We start from the raw sequence: 17,750 nt of genomic DNA, 5'->3' as shown, positions 1-17,750 counted from the left end.
CCCGGCCGAGCCGGGCGCGGGACCGCCCGGTCGACGATCATGCGGCGGAGCCGGACGCCCGGCCGGGCTACATCCCCTCGCCGTTCCAGCGGCCCGTGGAGCGGCTGCGGACGGGAAGCGTCGAGATGATCGGGACCGGGACCTGCTGGCCCTCCTGCCAGGCGCGGCCGATGCCCCAGTTGTGGCTGTTGTCGTCGGTGCGCTCGTCGGGGTGCTCCAGGCTCGCCGGGTCCGGCCCCCAGTCCAGTTCGAGCTGGGCGTGGTCGTGGTCGTGGTCGTCATGGTCGTGGTCGTGCGCCAGGCCCGGGCCCTGGCCGGCCTGGAGGCGGGCGGTGTCGAGCGCCTTGGCGATCGCGATCAGGCTCTTGTCCGACGCGTTGTGCTGGGCGAAGTCGACGTCGGGCTGGCCCTGCTCGCGCTGGAAGTCGATCGACTTCTTGAAGTCGGCCACGTCCTGGTCACTGCGGCCGGGGGTGCCGCGGCCCAGGTCGTGGGACGACATCGACCAGCGCATGAAGCCGCCGTCCGGGCCGTAGTTGAGGGCCTCGCCGCCCCAGCGCACCCACTCGTTCTGGGTGTACCAGTTGATCAGCTCGCCGTCGGAGCGCAGCAGCCAGGTGACGCCGCCCTCCATGGTGGTGAAGTGGCCGTGCTTGACCCGCGCCGGGCGGAAGAAGTACGTGCCGAGGTCGAGGGTGCCGAAGTTGCCCTCCATCTGGCCGTAGAGGGTGTACGCCTCCTCGTAGCAGGGGTGGTGCGCGAGCCGGTGCTCGGTCCAGCCCGCCTCGGAGTGGACGAGCCGCGTGTAGAAGCCGGTCACCGGGTCGACGTGCAGGTACTTGATGTAGAGGCCCGGCATGGGGCCCGCGTTGGGGACGGCGTCCCACGTCATCGCCTCGGTGTCCATGACGATGACCTCTTCGCGAGCGTCCTTCCAGCCCGGCGCCGCCGGGCTCTCGACCGCGTCGAAGCCCGCGTCGCCGTACTCGCGGTAGTGCAGGATGCGGGTGCCCTCGGCGAACTTCACGTAGTCGGCGGGCACGCCCTTGGGCGCGTACACGTACCCGCCCTTGCCGATCTTCCGGCCGCCGTAGTCCATCTCCCCTTCGACCACGTAGTACTCGGTGTTCGCGTGGTGGATCCCCGGCCCACGCCCCCAATCGGTGTGGAAGTCCACCCGCAGCGAGGAGGAGCCGTCCTCCTCGTCCACCGACAGCCGCCGCTCGCTGGCCCGGCCCTCGCCGCCCACCAGCTCGGCCGCGTGCCAGATGTAGTCCTGCTCCTGGATCAGTTCGACATGGGGTCGCACGCCGGTCGCCTCCCGTAGCGTCGTTCCGCCATGCGGAACGCTGTTTCATAACTCTGGGAGAGGATGGCCCGGAACTCGCCGCCCTGTCAATAGTGAATTCGTCACGGCGCCGGACGGGCGGAAATATCGGGCCGGGATGCGCGCCCTCTTTAACGGCTGTTACTAATGTAGCCGACCACACCCGCACGAGCGGAGGACCGCATGATCTACCTCGTCTACCGGATGAAGCTCACCGAACGCGCCCGGCGGAACATGAAGGAGTTCTGGGCCTGGCTGGAAGAACGGGAGCGCTGGTTCTACCGCGATCTGCCGACGGTGCGGGAAGTGCGCTGGCACTACAGCGTGGTGGGCGACGTCTACACGCTGGAGAACTGGGCCGCATTCGAGGACGAGGCGGCCTGGGGCGCCTACCGGAGCGCGCTGGCGACCCTCAAGGCCGACGGCGGCTGGGAGGACCAGCGGGTCACCCAGGACGACTGGTGGGACTTCGTGGACACCCGGATCGTCACCGACCCTCCCGTCCACCTGGGCTTCCGTCGCGAGCCGACGGCCTCCTGAGCACTCCGCACCCGCGGAACCGCCGGGGGCGCGCCGGCTCGGCGCGCCCTCCGGCCCGTCTCCCAGACGTAACACTTGGAAACATCAGACCTATTGACATCCCGCTCCCGTCCTCCGTAGTTTGCTGCATCGGAACAGCGTTCCCTCAACCGGAACAAGGACGCAAACCCCTACGGAGGCGCAGGTGCGTAAGCCTGTCATCATGTGTGCGGCGACGGTTGCGACCCTCGCCCTGGTCGCGTCCGGATGTTCGGGCAAAGACGCGAAAGGGAAGCCGGCTATCAAGGTCGGACTGATCGCTCCGATGAGTGGCGCGTTCGCCGTCCTGGGCATCTCCCAGCAGAACTCGCTCCAGGTCGAGATCGACCGGGTCAACGCGGCGGGCGGGGTGGACGGCGCCAAACTCTCGCTGGTCGCCCGGGACATGGCGCTCGACCCCGGCAAGGCGGTGCAGGCCGCCAACGAGTTCGCCGGCGACGACCAGATCAAGCTGATCATCGGCCCCTCGATCACCGCCTTCTACTCGGCCGCCAAGGGCGTTTTCGAGCAGCACAAGAAGATCAACTGCCAGCCCGGCGTATCCACCGGTGATTTCTCCTCGCTGCGCTACGGATTCCGTTCACAGGACCCAGCGGCCCTGGATATCCAGAAAGTTCTCGGTTATCTCCAGCAGCAGAAGGTGAAGACGTTCGGGCTCATTTACGAGAACGATGACACCGGCAAGCAGACCGACGCCATGCTGAAGGCCCAGGCGAGCAAATACGGCCTGAAGTACCTGGGCTTCCAGCAGACGCGGACCGACGACCAGAGCCATAAGGTCTATGTCGAGAAGCTGAAGGACGCCGAAGCGATCCTGCTGTCCAGCAACGTCGGCGGCGCCAAGACGATGGCCGCCGCCGGGGAGGCCGACTACCGCGGCCGGCTGCTCGGCACGGGCTCGGGCATGCAGAACATCTCGTTCGTGGAGGCCGCGGGCGACCACGCCCAGGGGGCGATCTTCCCCGCGCCCAACTACCAGTACCCGATCCGCGACCGCTCCCGGTGGGAGCCCGGCTACCGCGCGCACATCGAGGCGATCGAGAAGCGGTACGGCAAGAACGTGGGCCCGAAGACGGGCGCCTCCTCGCCCAAGGGCACCGCCATGGCCGCGGACTGCGTGTTCGCCTACGCCGCCGCCGCCAAGACGGCCGGGGGCACCGACCCCGGCAAGGTCGCCGCCGCGCTGGAGAAGCTGGCCGTGCCGGCGGCGCAGACACCGTCCGGCAACGCGATCAAGTCGGGGCCGTCGCACGAGTTCTACGACATCGGGGGCATCCACCTCTACCAGTGGAACAAGGACGGCCAGGGCTGGTACACCAAGCAGCTGGACGCCCCGAAGTGACGACGCAGGTCTGGGCGGACGGGATCTTCACCGGGGCGATCTACGCCCTGGTGGCCCTGTCGCTCGCGATCGTGTTCCAGCCCACCGGGGTGATGAACTTCGCCCAGGGCGAGGCGCTGGTGCTGGGAGCCGTGGTCGGGTACCAGGTCGTCACCCTGACCGGGTGGGGCTGGCCGGCCGCGGTGCTGATCGCGGTGCCGGCGGCGGTGCTGATGGGCATCGCCACGGAGCGGATGATCATGCTGCCGGTACGGCGGTCCGGGTCCCGGCACGCCTGGATCGTGGCCACCCTCGCCGCCGCGCTGATCTTCCAGGCGCTGTTCACGCTCCGGTACTACGACGTGGACGCGCTGCGCCCCGAGCCGATCATCGGCGGCGGCTTCGACCTGTTCGGCGACCCGGTGTCCTGGCAGCAGGTGCTGACCGTCGCCGTCGCCGTCGCGGTGATGGCGGGCTACGACGCGTTCCTGCGCCGCACCGCGTACGGGCGGGCGATCCGGGCGGCGTCGCACGACTCCGACGCCGCGGTGCTGATGGGCGTCCCGGTGCAGCGGATCGTGGTCCTCAGCTTCGTCATCGCCACGCTGATCTGCGCGGTGGCGGGACTGCTGGCCGCGCCGGCGCTGTTCATCGGCCCGGCGGCCGGGCTGATCTTCACCATCAAGGGGTTCACCGCCGCGGTGATCGGCGGGGTCGGCTCGCCGCGCGGCGCGCTGGCCGGCGGGATGATCGTCGGCCTGCTGGACGCCGTGGTGCGCAACCTGGTGAACGCGACCGCGGGCAACCTGGTGGCGTTCGCGCTGCTCGGCCTGATCCTCGTGGTGTTCCCCTCGGGCCTGTTCGGCAAGCGGACGGAGGCGCACTGATGGCCCGCGCACGGATTCCGGCGGCCCGGATCGGCGGGGCGCTGCCCCCGGTCCTCACCGCGATCGCCGCCGCGGTGCTCCTCGCCTGGCCCGCGATCACCGACTTCTACAGTTACAACGCGAACTACTACAACGGGATCGTCGCGGCGGCGGCGATCAGCGCCATCCTCACCATCGCCCTCAACCTGTCGATGGGCTACGGCGGGATGCTGTCGATGATGCACACCGGGCTGCAACTGCTCGGCGGGTACGCGACGGCGGCGCTGGTGGTGAAGGCCGGGCTGCCCTGGTACCTCGGCCCGGTGTGCTCGATCGCCGTCGCGGCGGCGGCGTCCGCGCTGGTCCTGGCGGTCAGCCTGCGCGCCGCCTACCTCTACTTCGGCATGATCACGATGGCCGCCAACCTGATCGTGCTGGAGGTCGGCCGGGACTGGGACGGCCTCACCGGCGGCGTGAACGGCCTGACCGGCGTCGCGCCCGGCGGCCTGTCGAAGGTGGCCTTCTACTACGTGGTGCTCGCGCTGCTGGTGCTCGCGTACGTGTTCCAGCGGAACCTGGTGCGCAGCGGCTACGGGCGCGCGTCGCTCGCGGTGCGCGAGAGCGAGGACGCCGCGTCCGCGATGGGGATCCGCCCCACCACCACCAAGCTGCTGGTGTTCACCGTGTCGGGCGCGGTGGCCGGGCTGTCGGGCGGGCTGTACGCGCTCCAGCTCGGGTTCGTCAATCCCGACGTCGGGCTGCTCGACAACGGGCTGGTGTTCTTCGTCGGGCTGTTCGTCGGCGGGATCGGCACGCTGGCCGGGCCGGTGCTGGGCGTGGCCCTGGTCGCGGTCCTGGTCGAGCTGATCAAGGACTACGCGCGGTACACCACGCTGATCCTCGGGCTGGCGCTGCTGGCCGCGATGATCCTGCTGCCGCGCGGGGTCGTCGGCACCTGGCGGGCCGGCCGGTTCGGCCGGGTCGACGACGCCGACGACGAGCCCGAGTCCCCGGCGGAGGAGCTCCCGGCGGTGCTCCCGGAGCCGGCGGCGCCGGACGTCCCGGCGCTGGAGGGCCGCGGGCTGGTCAAGCACTTCGGCGGCGTGAGGGCGGTGGACGGCGTCGACATCGCCGTCCGGGCCGGGACCGTGCACGGGATCATCGGCCCGAACGGGTCCGGCAAGTCGACCACGGTGTCCTGCCTGACGCGGTTCCACCAGGTGGACGCGGGCGAGGTGCTGGTCTTCGGCGATCCCGCGCCGGCGCGGCCGTGGGCGGTGCCGTCGCTGGGCGTCACCCGAGTCTTCCAGGTCCCGCACCTGTTCGAGCAGCAGAGCGTGCTGGACAACGTGCTGACGGGGATGCGGCGGCGCGAGCACTACGGCTGGCCCGCGGCGGTGCTGCGGCTGCCCGCCTACCGGCGCCGCGACCGGGAGAGCCGGGCGGAGGCGGCGGGGCTGCTGGCGTTCGCCGGACTCGCCCAGCGGGCGCACCGCCGGGCCGGGTCGCTGTCGCACGGGCAGAAGCGGCTGCTGGAGGTGGTGCGGGCGGTGGCGTCCGGGCCGCGGGTGCTGATCCTGGACGAGCCCGCCACCGGCCTGACCGGCTCGGAGATCGAGGCTCTGGCCCGGCTGTGCCGCGCGTTCCGCGACCGCGGGCTCGCGGTCGTGCTGATCGAGCACAACGTGGAGTTCGTCATGGGGATCTGCGACGCGATCACCGTCATCGACGGCGGCCGGGTGATCGCCGCCGGCGCGCCGGACGAGGTCCGCGGCGACCCGGCCGTGCTGGAGGCGTACCTGGGCCACCCGGAGCTGGTCGAGGAGGCGGCGGAGTGAGCGCGCTGCTGGAGCTGGCCGGGGTGCACGCCGGGTACGGCGGCGTCCGGGCGCTGCGCGGGATCGACCTGACCGTCGAGGAGGGCGAGTTCGTCGTCCTGCTCGGGCCGAACGGCGCGGGCAAGAGCACCACGCTCCGGGTGCTGTCCGGCCTGGTGAAGCCCACCGGGGGCGCGGTCCGGTTCGGCGGGCGGGACATCACGCGGGTGCCGGGCTGGCGCCGCGCCGGGCTGGGCATCGGGCACGTGCCGGAGGGCCGCCGGATCTTCCCGGACCACACGGTGCTGGAGAACCTGCGCCTCGGCGCGTTCCCGGTGCGGCGCCGGGAGGCGAAGCTGCTCGCCGAGGTGCTGGAGCTGTTCCCCCGCCTGGCCGAGCGCCGCGACCAGCCCGCCGGAACGCTGTCCGGCGGCGAGGCGCAGATGCTCGCGGTCGGCCGCGCGCTGATGGGCGAACCGCGCCTGCTGGTGCTGGACGAGCCGTCGCTCGGCCTGGCACCGCTCAAGGCCGCCGAGGTGTTCAGGCACGTCAAGCGGCTGCACACCGAGCGCGGGCTGTCGGTGCTGCTGGTGGAGCAGCTCGCGCTGGTCGCGCTGCGGCTGGCCGAACGCGCGTACGTGATGGAGCGCGGCGCGATCGCGCTGTCGGGCCCGGCGGAGGACGTCGCGGCCGACCCCGCCGTGCAGGCGGTGTACCTGGGGGCCGGCCCGGTCCCCGGCTGAACCGGGACGGAGCGGGCGCGCAGGACGACATCGTGGTCGTCGGCGGCGCCGGGACGGCGGGCATCCCCCCGCGCCGCCGCCACGGCGCCGGGCGGCGCACGGCGTCCGCGAGCCGTTCACCCGTAGGCAGTCGTCCCGGGCTTGACCACGCCGAGGAACGCCGCCAGCAGGACCATCGCCCACACCGCGTACACGTAGGGCAGGCACCCCCGCACGGATGCGCGGATGTCGCGCTCGACCTCGGGCGACGAGCCCGCGGCCATGAGCCGCGCGAAGGCCGGGCCGAACGGCCGCAGCCGCCACCGGATCATGACGCCGCCGAGGATGCACAGCGCGTACGCCCCCGCCTTGGCGCCCAGCCATCTCGGGTTCGTGGTGACGCCGAACGGCTCGGGCGCCGCGATCGTGTAGGCCGCGACGCCGAGCAGCCCCGCGGCCAGCCCGCCGCGCACGGCGAGGTCCAGCAACCGCGCGACCCGGCCGAGCGGGGTGGCGCCCCGCACATGGTCGTAGAGCACCAGCGCCAGCCAGGCGAGCCCGCCCGCCCAGGCGAGCGCGACCGTCCAGCCGGGCAGCAGGTCGCGCCCGAACGGGCCGGCCGCCATGAGCGTGACGCCGCTCGGCAGGAACAGCACCAGGCAGACGCGCGGCGCCATGTCCACGACGCTCATCACCCTGGCCCCGACCGCGCGCGCCTCGGGCGACAGGTCGGGGCGCAGGATGAAGCGGCTCGCGTAGAAGACGCCGAGGTCGCCGCCGAGCCAGTAGACGAACAGCAGCAGGTGCAGCAGCACCGCCATGCTGTGGAGATCCAGGCCGTGCACCGCGTCGATCACACGGTGAATCTATTTGTCTGATGTATATAGGTCAAGGCTGATGGCGGGCGCACCACCCCGGCGACTGAGTGGGCAGTCGACGCCGCTCCACCCCGTCTTCCTCCCACGACTTCCGTTACACCTTGAAAAGTCTGACCTTGACTTGCACGAGCTCGTGCGTACCGCCGGAGGGCAGACCGATGGCGCTCATGGACGGGTTTCGGCCCGGACCGCGGCAAGGACTCCCCAGGTTCCGCCTGCGCGGGCCCGTCAGGTGAGGTGCTGGAAGGCGACGTGCAGGACGAGGAACGCCGCGAAGCCCAGCAGGAGGCTGCCGATCGCGTTGACGGCGGCCCTGGTGTACGCGGCGTCCTGGATCAGGTGGACGGTGTCGAGCTCGAACGTGCTGAACGTGGTCAGCGCGCCGCACAGGCCGGTGCCCATCAGCGCCTCGACATAGGTACCGGTCCCGGCCCCGTGCAGGGCGCCCAAGGCGCCCGCGCCGAGGAGGTTGACGGAGAGCGTGCCCCACGGCATGGACTTCCCCGCGGCCGCCTTGACGTAGCCGTCCACGACATAGCGGAGCACGGCCCCCACGGCGCCGCCCGCGAGGACCAGGACCGACACGACCAGGGTCGTCACGGCGCTCCCCCGGGGTCGTGGTGGGGGATCCTCCGGCCGAGCACGAGGCCGGCGGCGATCGCGATCCAGCCGAGCACCACGCTGGCGGCGGCGTAGCCGATGCCGAGGCCGGCCCTGCCGCCGTCGCCGAGGGTGTAGATCCCGTCGATCAGGTGCGAGAACGTGGTGAACCCGCCCAGGTAGCCGGTCACCGCGAGCGGGCGCGCCCAGGGGTGCGGACGGCCGCCGAGCAGGTAGCTCGTCAGGATCCCCATGGCGAGGCAGCCGAGGATGTTGACGGTGAAGGTGTTCCAGGGGAAGCCGAGCTGCGCCGCCGGAATCGCCCGGCCGAGCCCGTATCGCGCGAGTGCCCCGAGCGCGCCTCCCACCGAGATGTCGGCGATCACCCGCGGATTCAGGCCGGGGAGGGGCGGCGGTCCCTTGTGCGGATGGAGCACACGGGCTTCGGCCCGCTCGCGGTGGTGCAGGCGTCCCCGCAGCGGCTCCGTCATGGCGCGGGAAGGAGCCGGCGGACCGCGTCGACCGTGTCCTGGAACGCCGCGTCCACCGCCGGGGAGCGGTCGCCGAGCATCCGGGCCCACGCTCCGCTGTCGCCGGGCAGGACGCTCGCGCCGCCGCGCAGGCCCGTCCCGGCGACGGCCTCGTGCATGGCGTCCGCGACCTCCCGCGCGGGTCTCGCCCGCGTGATGACGTACAGGGACGCCATGAGCCCGAAGCCGCCCATCACCGCGGGGCCGGTCACCGCGTGCTCGTCCGGGACGAGCCGGAGCGGGTCGGCGAACAGCAGCCGGCCGTCCGGGTCGCGGACCTCCAGGTCGGCGCAGTAGGCGGTATAGGCGTGCCATTCGCCGCGCGCCAGCCGCCCGGCCATCAGCTTCTCGCCGAGGAGGACGGTCGCCTCCGGGTCGGCGGTGACGCTCATGCGCTGGTAGAACCGCGACCCCCCGAACGGGATCGTGGTCGCGGGCAGGTACTCGACGCGGCTGCCCGGCCCGGCGGCGAGGTCGACGACCTGCGTGGCGTAGTCGTGCTCCATCCGGTAGATCCGCGTGGCGGTCTGGGTGGTGAAGTGCACGGACGTCCCCGGCCCGCAGTCCAGGCCGATGCGGAACCGGTCGCCTTGCAGGACGCCGGCCCCGGACGTCATGAACAGCACGTGCGGCGTGTCCGGCCGGTCGGCGTCCGGGTACAGGGGACGCGTGGTGTGCAGCGGCGCCTTCTGGAAGCAGCCGGTCAGCTCCGTCCGGCCGCCGGCCACCGCGAAGCCGAGCTCCAGCACGCCGACCTTGCCCGGCGCCCCGACCGGGAGCGTGTCCGGCGCCCCGGCGTGCCGCGCCACCTCGGCGGGCAGCCACGCCGGGGCGCAGCGCTCCGGCGCCGTCCGGGCGAGGCCGGCGGACCCGCCGGGCGCGCTCATCACGCCGGTGAGCACATCGCCTCCCGCCGCGCGAGGACGAAGTCGGCGACGTCGGCGACGCCGGTCCCGGTGAGGCAGTCGGTCAGCACGACCGGGCGCGGCCCGCGCACCCTCCGCGCGTCGCCCTCCATCACCGCGAGGTCGGTGCGCACGTACCGCGCGATGTCGATCTTGTTGATGACCAGCAGGTCGGAGTCGGTGGTGCCCGGCCCGCGCTTGCGCGGCATCTTCTCGCCCTCGGCGGTGTCCAGGACGAACACGAACACGTCGGCGAGGGCCGGGCTGAAGGTGAGCGTCAGGTTGTCGCCGCCGCTCTCGAAGAGCAGCACGTCGATGTCGGGGAAGCGGTCGAGCATCTCCGACGCCGCCGCGAGGTTCATCGTGGGGTCGTCCCGGACGGCCGTGTGCGGGCACGCCCCCGTCTCGACGCCCACGACCCGCTCGGCGTCCAGCGTGCCGGCGAGGGTGCGGCGGACGTGCTCGGCGTCCTCCTGCGTGTAGATGTCGTTGGTGATCACGCCGGGCCGATGCCCCCGCTCCACCAGGACGGGGACCAGCGCCTCGATGAGCGCGGTCTTCCCCGAGCCCACCGGGCCCCCGATGCCGATCTTGTACACCTGCTCCATTTCCATGTCGTCCCCCATCGTCCGGTCAGGTGATGAACAGCCGCGCCTCGGCCCGCTCGTGCACGGCGGCGACCGCGTCGGCGGCGGGCGTCGAGGCGTGCAGGTCCCGCGGGTCCCGGGCGGCCAGCGCCGCGCCGGCCGCCCGGACGAGGTCCGGCCGCACCTCGCGCAGCAGCGCCTGCGCCCGCCGGAAGTCGATCCGGCCGAGCCGCACCGCCGCCGCGGCGCAGCTCGCCGCGAAGGCGTACAGGTCGCTCGCCACCGCGTCCCGGACGGCCACCCCGAGGCCCGCGTGCACGGTTCCCACGACGACCGGGTGCGTCCCCGGCGTCGCGCCGTCCGCGACGAGACCGGCCAGCCGGGCCGCCGGGACGGACCCGAACGCGGGAGCGGCGGTGTCGAGGACCTGCCGGCCGGTGCGCACCGACGCCGTCCGCTGCTCCCGGTTCAGCTTGATCGCGTGGAGCCTGCGGTCGGTCTCCACCAGCAGGTCCCAGTCGCCGGCGGTCACCGCCCGGTGCGCCAGCGCCAGCGCCGCCGCGTCGGCGGTCCCCGCCGCCCGCACCAGGTCGGACACCAGGCCGCGCAGGTCCTCCGCCGCGACCGCGCCGAGCTGGACGTGGCCCTCCAGCCCGTGCGACAGGGTGTAGAGCCCGCTGGGAAAGCCGGAGTCGGTGAGCTGGAGCTGCGCCAGCAGCGCCTCCAGCCCACCGGTTCCCGGCGGCGTGCTCGTCATGCGATGTAGAACAGCCGGTTCAGCGGCAGCTCGCGCGCCGGCTCGATGGACACGGGCTCCCCGTCCACGGTGACCCGGTAGGTCTCCGGGTCCACCCTGACCTCGGCGAGCGTCGAGTTGTACATCATGTGCCGCTTGTCGACGGTGCGGCACTGCCGGACCGGCCGGATGATCCGCTTCAGCTCGAGCTTCTCCGGGACGCCCGACGAGATCGCGGCGTCCGACATGAACGTCACGCACGTCGCGCCCAGCGCCGTGCCCATCGCCCCGTACGTCGGCCGGAAGTAGACCGGCTGCGGGGTGGGCAGCGAGGCGTTCGGGTCGCCCATCTGCGCCCAGCTGATCAGGCCGCCCTTGACGACCATGGCCGGCTTCGCCCCGAAGGAGCGGACCGGCCACAGCACGATGTCGGCGAGCTTGCCGTCCTCCAGGGTCCCGATCTCGTTCGCCATGCCGCAGGTGCGGGCCGGGTTGATGGTGACCTTGGCCAGGAAGCGCAGCACCCGGTGGTTGTCGTTGCGCGAGGAGTCCTCGGGCAGCGGGCCGCGCTTGTCCTTGCAGTGGTGGGCGACCTGGAAGGCCCGGGTGACCGACTCCCCGACCCGGCCCATCGCCTGCGAGTCCGAGCCGATGATGCTGATGATCCCGAGGTCGTGGAGCACCGTCTCCGCCGCGATCGTCTCGGCGCGGACGCGGCTCTCGGCGAACGAGATGTCCTCGGGGACGTCGTAGCTGAGGTGGTGGCAGACCATCGTCATGTCCAGCAGCTCGTCCGCCGAGTTCATCGTGTAGGGCAGCGTCGGGTTGGTCGAGGCCGGCAGGACGTTGGGCTCCGAGGTGATCCGCAGGATGTCGGGCGCGTGCCCGCCGCCGGCGCCCTCGGAGTGGTAGGTGTGGATCGCGCGGCCGTCGATCGCGCTGATCGTGTCCTCGACGAACCCGGCCTCGTTCAGCGTGTCGGTGTGGATGGAGATCTGCACGTCGTGGTCGTCGGCGACCCGCAGCGCGCAGTCGATGACCGCGGGCGTCGTCCCCCAGTCCTCGTGGACCTTCAGGCCGCAGGCGCCGGCGCGCAGTTGCTCGTCCAGCGGGCCGGGCAGGCTGCCGTTGCCCTTGCCGTAGACGGCGATGTTGACCGGGATGCCCTCGTAGGCCTGCAGGATGCGGGAGATGTTCCACGGTCCGGGCGTGCAGGTCGTCCCGCGGCTTCCGTCGGCCGGCCCCGTCCCGCCGCCGAGCAGGGTCGTGATGCCGTTGCTGAGCGCGTGCTGCGCCTGCTGCGGCGCGAGGAAGTGGACGTGGCTGTCGATCGCGCCGGCCGTCGCGATGAGGTTCTCGCCCGAGATCACCTCGGTGCCGGGGCCGACGATGAGCCGCCGGTCCACCCCGTTCTGGGTGTGCGGGTTGCCGGACTTCCCGACGCCGGCGATCCGCCCGTCCTTGATGCCGATGTCGCCCTTGACGATGCCCAGCAGCGGATCGATGATCACGGCGTTGGTGATCACCGTGTCCAGGGTGGTCGTCGCGCTCAGCGAGGCCGGGTCCGCGGACATGCCGTCCCTGGCCGTCTTCCCGCCGCCGTACTGGGTCTCGTCCCCGTAGTGCCCCTCGTTGTAGTCCTTCTCCACCTCGATGACGAGGTTGGTGTCGCCCAGGCGGATCCGGTCGCCCACGGTGGGGCCGTACATGCTCGCGTATTTCTGGCGCGAGATCGTCGTCGCCATCGTCATCCCCTCTTCGATCGGCCGGCGCCCGCCTTCGAGCGCCCGGCGCCGGCCCGGTGCCCGTTGCCGGCTCCGTCGCCGCTCGGGACCTCGCTGTCCAGGTAGCCCCACTCGTGCATCCGGCTGAACGCCGCCTCCCGCGCCGCGCGGGACCGGACGCTGCCATTGAGCAGGCCGCCGAACCCGACGATGCGCATGCCGCCGCCGTACTCGACGAGCTGGATCTTCTTGGTGTCGCCGGCCTCGAACCGGACGGCGGTGCCGGCCGGGATGTCGAGCCGCATTCCGAAGGTCTTCTCGCGGTCGAAGCTCAGCGCCCGGTTCACTTCGAAGAAATGGAAATGCGAACCGATCTGCACGGCCCGGTCACCGGTGTTCCGCACGGTCAGCGTCTCCCTTCGCTGACCGATGTTCAGTTCGATTTCCCCTTTACCGAATATGTAGATGTCATCCGCCATGAGCGGCCGCCCCCTCCAGGATCGTCTCGGTGTTCTCGGTGAAAGCGTGGTGATGCTGCGGCCCATGGGAGTGCCCGTGTCCGTGCCCGTGCCCATGGCCGTGCCCGTGGCCCGCGGCCGCGCCGAGGCCGTCGTCGCCGGCGCGGTCCCAGCGCCGCTCGGCCTCCGCGGCGCGCTCGCGGATCAGGGCCGCGACGGCCGCCGGCCGGAGCAGCGGCCCGGCCGACACGGCCCCGGGGCACGGCGGCGGCGGGACCAGCGAGGCGGGGACGAGCGCGACCTCGCGGGCCCCCAGGCGGCGGCAGCGCTCCACCCCCTCGACCACGTCGGGCTCGCCGCCGTCCAGGGCGACCTCCACCCGGCGGACCGGAAGGTAATGCCAGACCAGCCGCGCGACCTTGAACAGCTCCGCGTCGGCGTCGGGTCCGGCGGCCGGCGCCACCAGCAGCACGGCCCCCGCGTCGTCCCCGCCCCGCGCGACCCGCATGACGGCCGCGCGGATCCAGCCCACGAGGTGCGTCAGGGTGCCGAGCGGCTCGGCGAGCAGCAGGTCGCCCGGCGACCGGTCGCGGGCGGCCCAGGCCAGGGTCTGCGCGGCGGCGGGCACGAGGTCCGCGTCGCGGCCCAGCGTCATCGGCACGGCGACGGCGCGCGGGCTGTCGCGCAGCGCGGTCCGCAGTCCCCGCCCGGGTCCGCGGATCTCACCCGCGCCGGGCAGGACGGACGCGGCCGCGCCGTCCGGGAGCGGGCCGCGGCTCTCGTGCCCGCCGACCGGCAGGACGGCGCGTCCGGGTGGTCCCGTCACTTGCCGCCGCCGACGGGGTCGTGGCAGGAGACGAGCTTGGTGCCGTCGTCGAACGCCGCCTCGACCTGGATCAGCGGCAGCATGCCGCGCACGCCCTGCATCACGTCGTCCGGCCCGACGACCTTCTTGCCCAGTTCCATGCAGTCGGCGACGGACTTGCCGTCCCGCGCGGCCTCGACGATGGCGGAGCTGATCAGCGCCACCGTCTCGCCGTGGTTGAGCTTCAGGCCGCGCTGCCGGCGCTTCTCCGCCATCTGCGCGACGGTGAAGATCTGCAGCTTGTCGATTTCTCGTGGTGACAGGTTCATCGAATGCCCCCTTCTGCCCGGACGCGGCCGGAACGCGGACGGCGGCGCGTCCTCACGCGGCCCGCCGGATCTTGGAAAAGATCGGGACGGCGGCCAGGAACACCCAGGCGACCAGCACGAACGGCCAGGTCAGGGTGTGGCCGCCGACCACGTTGAACAGGTTGGTGAGACCGGCGGTCAGTCCGGCGGCGGTCGCCGCCCCGATCGCCGCGTAGACGGCGCCCGCCGGGCTGAGCGCGACGAACGTCCCGCCCAGTGCGATCCCGGTCAGCACCGCGTTGTAGCCGTACAGGCCGGCGCCGAGGTCGGCCGCCTGCGCGCCGAGCCACCAGCCGGTCAGCAGGCCGATGAGGCTGGACACGGCCGCCGCCGCCGCGACCACCCGGCTCGACACCGCGAGCCCGATCAGGAAGATCAGCCCCACGTACCACTTGTCCTGGAAGAACACCTGGCCGATTCCGTTGAAGAAGCCCTGCCAGAAGTCGTGCCAGGTCATCGCGGTGCCGGGGTCGGCGGCCGACGGTGGGGCGGTGTTGGCGTGGTCGCCCCACACCCGGCCGTACGACGGCGCGCCGATCGCCATGACCAGCGCGACGACGCAGAACGGCGCGGTGAAGGTCGGCAGGTTGTACGGGGTGAGCACGGCGTTCAGCGCGGCGGTGAGCACGCTGCCGGCCACCGCCCCGCCGACGACCACCGCCACCGTCGACCAGGTCGCGCCCAGGTAGAGCACGAACGCGACGCCGATGAGCGTCCCGTTGAAGCCCTCCAGGCCCATCGAGACGCGGTCCCAGGTGACGCCGAGCAGGTGGGCGGTCGCGGTCGCGGTCACGACGCCCAGCAGCGCGAAGGCGCCGAACTGCCAACCGCCGACGAACAGCGCGATGAGGAAGAGCAGCCCGGTCCAGACGCTGGGCTGGAAGTCGACCTGGGCGACGCCCCGGGGAATCGTCAGGAGAGCTTCCCGCGCCCGCTGCGACGCGGGCGCGCGTCCTGCGCCGCGCGCATCCGCCGATGGCGCGTCCGCGGACGGCGGTGGTGGCGCCATCGACCCTCTCCCATCGCCCGGGACCCGCACGGAACGGGCCTGTGACCGGCGCTCGCGTGTATGGACAACCGGCACACTTCCCGCGTTCTCGCATCGCGAAAAATCAGTAATCGCAAATCATTGGTCAAGCCCTGGAATATCGAGTTTGGCGCACAACGCAAATGCGAAACATAAGAGCGGAAGCGTTCCCGCCGCGCGTCGGCGGAAGACGGATCGACGATTGGTTCGCATATGTCGACGGGCCTCAATACGGGAGATTCCGCCTGGCTCATGGTGAGCACCGCGATGGTGCTCCTGATGACTCCCGGGCTCGCCTATTTCTACGGCGGCATGGTCCGCTCGAAGAACATGCTGTCGATGCTCTACATGAGCTTCATCTGCATCAGCCTCGTCACGGTCCTGTGGTTCCTCTACGGCTACGGAATGACGTTCGGCAAGGACGCCGGCGGCCTCGGCCTCATCGGCTGGGGCGACTGGCGCCTCGGCCGCATCACCCCGGACACGCTGCAGGGCCGGATCCCGAAGCAGATCTACGTCTGCTTCCAGCTGACGTTCGCCATCATCACCGTCGCGCTCATCAGCGGCTCGATCGCGGGCCGCGCCAGGTTCGGGCCGTGGATCCTCTTCGTCATCGTGTGGGTGACGCTCGTCTACATCCCCATCGCGCACTGGGTGTTCGCCAGTTCCGGCTGGCTGAGCAAGTGGGGGGTGATGGACTTCGCCGGCGGCCTCGTCGTCGAGCTGAACTCCGGCATCTCCGGGCTCGCCATGGCGCTCGTGCTGGGGCCGGGCGTCGCGTTCCGCCGGGGGGAGGGGCCCCGCCCGGACAACATCCCGTTCGTCCTGCTGGGCCTCGGCCTGCTGTGGTTCGGCTGGTTCGGCTTCAACGCCGGCTCGGCGCTGACCGACGGCGCGCTCGCGACCCGCGCGTTCGTCAGCACGATGATCGCGGGCTGCGCCGGGATGCTGGCCTGGCGGACGGTGGAGTGGCTCCGGTTCCGGCACCTGACCAAGCTCGGCTCGACCAGCGGCGCGCTCGCCGGGCTGGTCGCCATCACCCCGTCCTGCGCCTTCGTCAGCGTCGAGGGGGCCTTCCTCATCGGCGTCGTCGCCGCCGTCGTGTGCACGTACGCCGTGGAGCTGAAGCTCGTCGCCGGATACGACGACACCCTCGACGTCACCGGCATCCACGGCGCCGGCGGGATCGTCGGGGTGGTGTCGCTCGGCTTCCTGGCCACCGGCTGGGGCCGCGGCGCGCCGGGCCTGTTCTACGGCGGATCGGCCTCGGTGCTGGGCAAGCAGGTCGTCGCGGTCCTCGCGGTCGGCTTCTACGCGTTCGTCGCCACCTTCGTCATCGGCAAGGTCATCGATCGGCTGTTCCGGATGCGGACGACCGAGGAGGAGCAGGCCGCCGGAATGGACGCCGCCTTCGCCGATGACTGACCCGGCCCCGGCCGGTCCTCGCGCGGGCCAGCCCGCCGTCGAGCCGTCCCCGCTACCGGTTCCGCTACGACCGGCGGAGCCTGCTCCTCGCGGAGGCCGTGCGCGAACACGTGCCGGACGTCCTGGTCTGCATGCTGCCGCACCCCGTTCCCGGATGACGCCGCCTTGACACGGTCCCGACGGTAGCCGAATATTGATTCCGATTCCGATGTCAAGAGTGGTGGGCACCGATGGACCAGATTCTGTACGAGGTCAGGGACCGCGTCGCGGTCATCACGCTGAACCGCCCCGAGGCGGCCAACGCCCAGACCATGGAACTGCTGGACGACCTCGACGCGGCCTGGGCGAAGGCGGCGGCCGACGACGAGGTCCGGGTCGTCGTGCTGCGCGGCAACGGCCGGCACTTCTCGGCCGGGCACGACCTGAAGAGCGGCGGCCCCCGCCCGGAGAAGCTCACCCTGGAGTACATCTACGGCATCGAGGCGCGCCGCTACCTGGAGTACTCGCTGCGGTGGCGGAACGTCCCCAAGCCGTCGATCGCGGCGGTGCAGGGCAAGTGCATCGCGGGCGGGCTGATGCTGTGCTGGCCGTGCGACCTGATCGTGGCGGCCGAGAACGCGCAGTTCTCCGACCCGGTCGTGCACATGGGCATCGGCGGCGTCGAGTACCACGGCCACACCTGGGAACTCGGCCCGCGCAAGGCCAAGGAGATCCTCTTCACCGGACGCGCCATCACCGCCGACGAGGCCGAGAAGGTCGGCATGGTCAACCGCGTCGTGCCCCTGGACGACCTGGACGCCACCGCGATGGAACTGGCCGGGCAGATCGCCCGGATGCACCCCTTCGCACTGCGGCAGGCCAAGCGCGCCGTCAACCAGACCCTCGACGTGCAGGGCTTCTACGCCGCCGTCCAGTCGGTCTTCGACATCCACCAGACCGGCCACGGCAACGCCCTCAGTGACAGCGGCTTCCCCGTCCTCATGCAACTGGACGGCATGAAGGACAAGCTCAAGAGCCAGTGAGCGACCCCGTCAAGCATTGACATCGATATCGAGTTTGCGTGCGGGTCGGGAGG

At 71.8% G+C, this 17,750-nt stretch carries 19 protein-coding genes; 7 read left to right on the top strand and 12 right to left on the bottom strand.

Features of this window, described 5'->3' with window-relative positions:
- Nucleotides 1-67: 67 nt before the first annotated feature.
- Nucleotides 68-1,309 (bottom strand): DUF4437 domain-containing protein, encoded by a 1,242-nt coding sequence (locus SM611_RS23775; protein WP_371952104.1) that lies wholly within the window; start codon nucleotides 1,307-1,309, stop codon nucleotides 68-70.
- Between the two features lie 201 nt (nucleotides 1,310-1,510).
- Here SM611_RS23775 and SM611_RS23770 point away from each other — a divergent pair, with 201 nt between their 5' ends.
- The 5 genes from SM611_RS23770 (at nucleotide 1,511) to SM611_RS23750 (ending at nucleotide 6,653) form a co-directional block, all read left to right on the top strand.
- Nucleotides 1,511-1,867 (top strand): hypothetical protein, encoded by a 357-nt coding sequence (locus SM611_RS23770; protein ID WP_371952103.1) that lies wholly within the window; start codon nucleotides 1,511-1,513, stop codon nucleotides 1,865-1,867.
- Between the two features lie 202 nt (nucleotides 1,868-2,069).
- Complete coding sequence (locus tag SM611_RS23765) at nucleotides 2,070-3,248, top strand: ABC transporter substrate-binding protein (RefSeq protein WP_371952163.1); 1,179 nt, start codon at nucleotides 2,070-2,072, stop codon at nucleotides 3,246-3,248.
- The gene (locus tag SM611_RS23760; RefSeq protein ID WP_371952102.1) at nucleotides 3,245-4,114 is read left to right on the top strand and encodes a branched-chain amino acid ABC transporter permease; all 870 of its coding nucleotides are present in this window, start codon (nucleotides 3,245-3,247) and stop codon (nucleotides 4,112-4,114) included. The genes SM611_RS23765 and SM611_RS23760 overlap by 4 nt, the downstream gene beginning before the upstream one ends.
- Nucleotides 4,114-5,931, top strand: coding sequence for a branched-chain amino acid ABC transporter ATP-binding protein/permease (locus SM611_RS23755; protein WP_371952101.1), 1,818 nt, complete (start codon nucleotides 4,114-4,116; stop codon nucleotides 5,929-5,931). The genes SM611_RS23760 and SM611_RS23755 overlap by 1 nt, the downstream gene beginning before the upstream one ends.
- Nucleotides 5,928-6,653 (top strand): ABC transporter ATP-binding protein, encoded by a 726-nt coding sequence (locus SM611_RS23750; protein ID WP_371952100.1) that lies wholly within the window; start codon nucleotides 5,928-5,930, stop codon nucleotides 6,651-6,653. Before SM611_RS23755 ends, SM611_RS23750 begins: the two co-directional genes overlap by 4 nt.
- 116 nt (nucleotides 6,654-6,769) lie before the next feature.
- On the opposite strand, the gene SM611_RS23745 is transcribed toward SM611_RS23750, so the two are convergent.
- The 11 genes from SM611_RS23745 to SM611_RS23695 all read right to left on the bottom strand — a co-directional run bounded on the left by SM611_RS23745 (nucleotide 6,770) and on the right by SM611_RS23695 (nucleotide 15,232).
- Nucleotides 6,770-7,489, bottom strand: a complete 720-nt coding sequence (locus tag SM611_RS23745; protein ID WP_371952099.1) for a hypothetical protein — start codon at nucleotides 7,487-7,489, stop codon at nucleotides 6,770-6,772.
- Nucleotides 7,490-7,738: 249 nt separating this feature from the next.
- Nucleotides 7,739-8,110: a fluoride efflux transporter FluC gene (locus tag SM611_RS23740; protein ID WP_371952098.1), complete on the bottom strand. Its 372-nt coding sequence runs from the start codon at nucleotides 8,108-8,110 to the stop codon at nucleotides 7,739-7,741.
- Entirely contained in the window at nucleotides 8,107-8,601 is a 495-nt protein-coding gene (locus SM611_RS23735; RefSeq protein WP_371952097.1) for a fluoride efflux transporter FluC, read from the bottom strand. The genes SM611_RS23740 and SM611_RS23735 overlap by 4 nt, the downstream gene beginning before the upstream one ends.
- Nucleotides 8,598-9,542, bottom strand: a complete 945-nt coding sequence (locus SM611_RS23730; RefSeq protein WP_371952096.1) for an urease accessory protein UreD — start codon at nucleotides 9,540-9,542, stop codon at nucleotides 8,598-8,600. Before SM611_RS23730 ends, SM611_RS23735 begins: the two co-directional genes overlap by 4 nt.
- Nucleotides 9,527-10,159 carry an urease accessory protein UreG gene (gene ureG, locus SM611_RS23725; RefSeq protein ID WP_371952095.1) on the bottom strand — a complete coding sequence of 211 codons (633 nt, stop codon included), beginning with the start codon at nucleotides 10,157-10,159 and terminating at the stop codon, nucleotides 9,527-9,529. Before ureG ends, SM611_RS23730 begins: the two co-directional genes overlap by 16 nt.
- A gap of 19 nt (nucleotides 10,160-10,178) precedes the next feature.
- The gene (locus SM611_RS23720; RefSeq protein WP_371952094.1) at nucleotides 10,179-10,889 is read right to left on the bottom strand and encodes an urease accessory protein UreF; all 711 of its coding nucleotides are present in this window, start codon (nucleotides 10,887-10,889) and stop codon (nucleotides 10,179-10,181) included.
- Nucleotides 10,886-12,613, bottom strand: coding sequence for an urease subunit alpha (gene ureC, locus SM611_RS23715; protein WP_371952093.1), 1,728 nt, complete (start codon nucleotides 12,611-12,613; stop codon nucleotides 10,886-10,888). Before ureC ends, SM611_RS23720 begins: the two co-directional genes overlap by 4 nt.
- Nucleotides 12,614-12,615: 2 nt before the next feature.
- The gene (gene ureB / locus SM611_RS23710) at nucleotides 12,616-13,071 is read right to left on the bottom strand and encodes an urease subunit beta (protein ID WP_443112139.1); all 456 of its coding nucleotides are present in this window, start codon (nucleotides 13,069-13,071) and stop codon (nucleotides 12,616-12,618) included.
- The gene (locus SM611_RS23705) at nucleotides 13,061-13,876 is read right to left on the bottom strand and encodes a sirohydrochlorin chelatase family protein (protein ID WP_371952092.1); all 816 of its coding nucleotides are present in this window, start codon (nucleotides 13,874-13,876) and stop codon (nucleotides 13,061-13,063) included. The genes ureB and SM611_RS23705 overlap by 11 nt, the downstream gene beginning before the upstream one ends.
- Entirely contained in the window at nucleotides 13,873-14,184 is a 312-nt protein-coding gene (locus SM611_RS23700) for an urease subunit gamma (protein WP_371952091.1), read from the bottom strand. Before SM611_RS23700 ends, SM611_RS23705 begins: the two co-directional genes overlap by 4 nt.
- 52 nt (nucleotides 14,185-14,236) lie before the next feature.
- Nucleotides 14,237-15,232: an urea transporter gene (locus SM611_RS23695; RefSeq protein ID WP_371952090.1), complete on the bottom strand. Its 996-nt coding sequence runs from the start codon at nucleotides 15,230-15,232 to the stop codon at nucleotides 14,237-14,239.
- A gap of 231 nt (nucleotides 15,233-15,463) precedes the next feature.
- Between SM611_RS23695 and SM611_RS23690 the strand changes: the two genes are divergently transcribed.
- Both SM611_RS23690 and SM611_RS23685 read left to right on the top strand, forming a co-directional pair.
- Nucleotides 15,464-16,675 carry an ammonium transporter gene (locus SM611_RS23690; RefSeq protein WP_371952089.1) on the top strand — a complete coding sequence of 404 codons (1,212 nt, stop codon included), beginning with the start codon at nucleotides 15,464-15,466 and terminating at the stop codon, nucleotides 16,673-16,675.
- A 230-nt stretch (nucleotides 16,676-16,905) separates the two neighbouring features.
- Nucleotides 16,906-17,697, top strand: a complete 792-nt coding sequence (locus SM611_RS23685) for an enoyl-CoA hydratase (RefSeq protein WP_371952088.1) — start codon at nucleotides 16,906-16,908, stop codon at nucleotides 17,695-17,697.
- Nucleotides 17,698-17,750 lie beyond the last annotated feature (53 nt).

This window comes from Actinomadura monticuli, from assembly GCF_041463655.1.
Taxonomy (GTDB): domain Bacteria; phylum Actinomycetota; class Actinomycetes; order Streptosporangiales; family Streptosporangiaceae; genus Spirillospora; species Spirillospora monticuli.
The sequence above is the reverse complement of the archived record's forward strand: the minus strand, read 5'-3'. Positions and strand labels throughout refer to the sequence as shown.

Excerpts from the sequence above, each read along its gene's own strand:
- SM611_RS23770 (WP_371952103.1), top strand. The coding sequence starts at position 1,511 with ATGATCTACCTCGTCTACCGGATGAAGCTCACCGAACGCGCCCGGCGG.
- SM611_RS23765 (WP_371952163.1), top strand. The coding sequence starts at position 2,070 with ATGTGTGCGGCGACGGTTGCGACCCTCGCCCTGGTCGCGTCCGGATGT.
- SM611_RS23755 (WP_371952101.1), top strand. The coding sequence starts at position 4,114 with ATGGCCCGCGCACGGATTCCGGCGGCCCGGATCGGCGGGGCGCTGCCC.
- SM611_RS23735 (WP_371952097.1), bottom strand. The coding sequence starts at position 8,601 with ATGACGGAGCCGCTGCGGGGACGCCTGCACCACCGCGAGCGGGCCGAA.
- ureG (WP_371952095.1), bottom strand. The coding sequence starts at position 10,159 with ATGGAAATGGAGCAGGTGTACAAGATCGGCATCGGGGGCCCGGTGGGC.
- SM611_RS23720 (WP_371952094.1), bottom strand. The coding sequence starts at position 10,889 with ATGACGAGCACGCCGCCGGGAACCGGTGGGCTGGAGGCGCTGCTGGCG.
- ureC (WP_371952093.1), bottom strand. The coding sequence starts at position 12,613 with ATGGCGACGACGATCTCGCGCCAGAAATACGCGAGCATGTACGGCCCC.
- ureB (WP_443112139.1), bottom strand. The coding sequence starts at position 13,071 with ATGGCGGATGACATCTACATATTCGGTAAAGGGGAAATCGAACTGAAC.
- SM611_RS23700 (WP_371952091.1), bottom strand. The coding sequence starts at position 14,184 with ATGAACCTGTCACCACGAGAAATCGACAAGCTGCAGATCTTCACCGTC.
- SM611_RS23695 (WP_371952090.1), bottom strand. The coding sequence starts at position 15,232 with ATGGCGCCACCACCGCCGTCCGCGGACGCGCCATCGGCGGATGCGCGC.
- SM611_RS23690 (WP_371952089.1), top strand. The coding sequence starts at position 15,464 with ATGTCGACGGGCCTCAATACGGGAGATTCCGCCTGGCTCATGGTGAGC.
- SM611_RS23685 (WP_371952088.1), top strand. The coding sequence starts at position 16,906 with ATGGACCAGATTCTGTACGAGGTCAGGGACCGCGTCGCGGTCATCACG.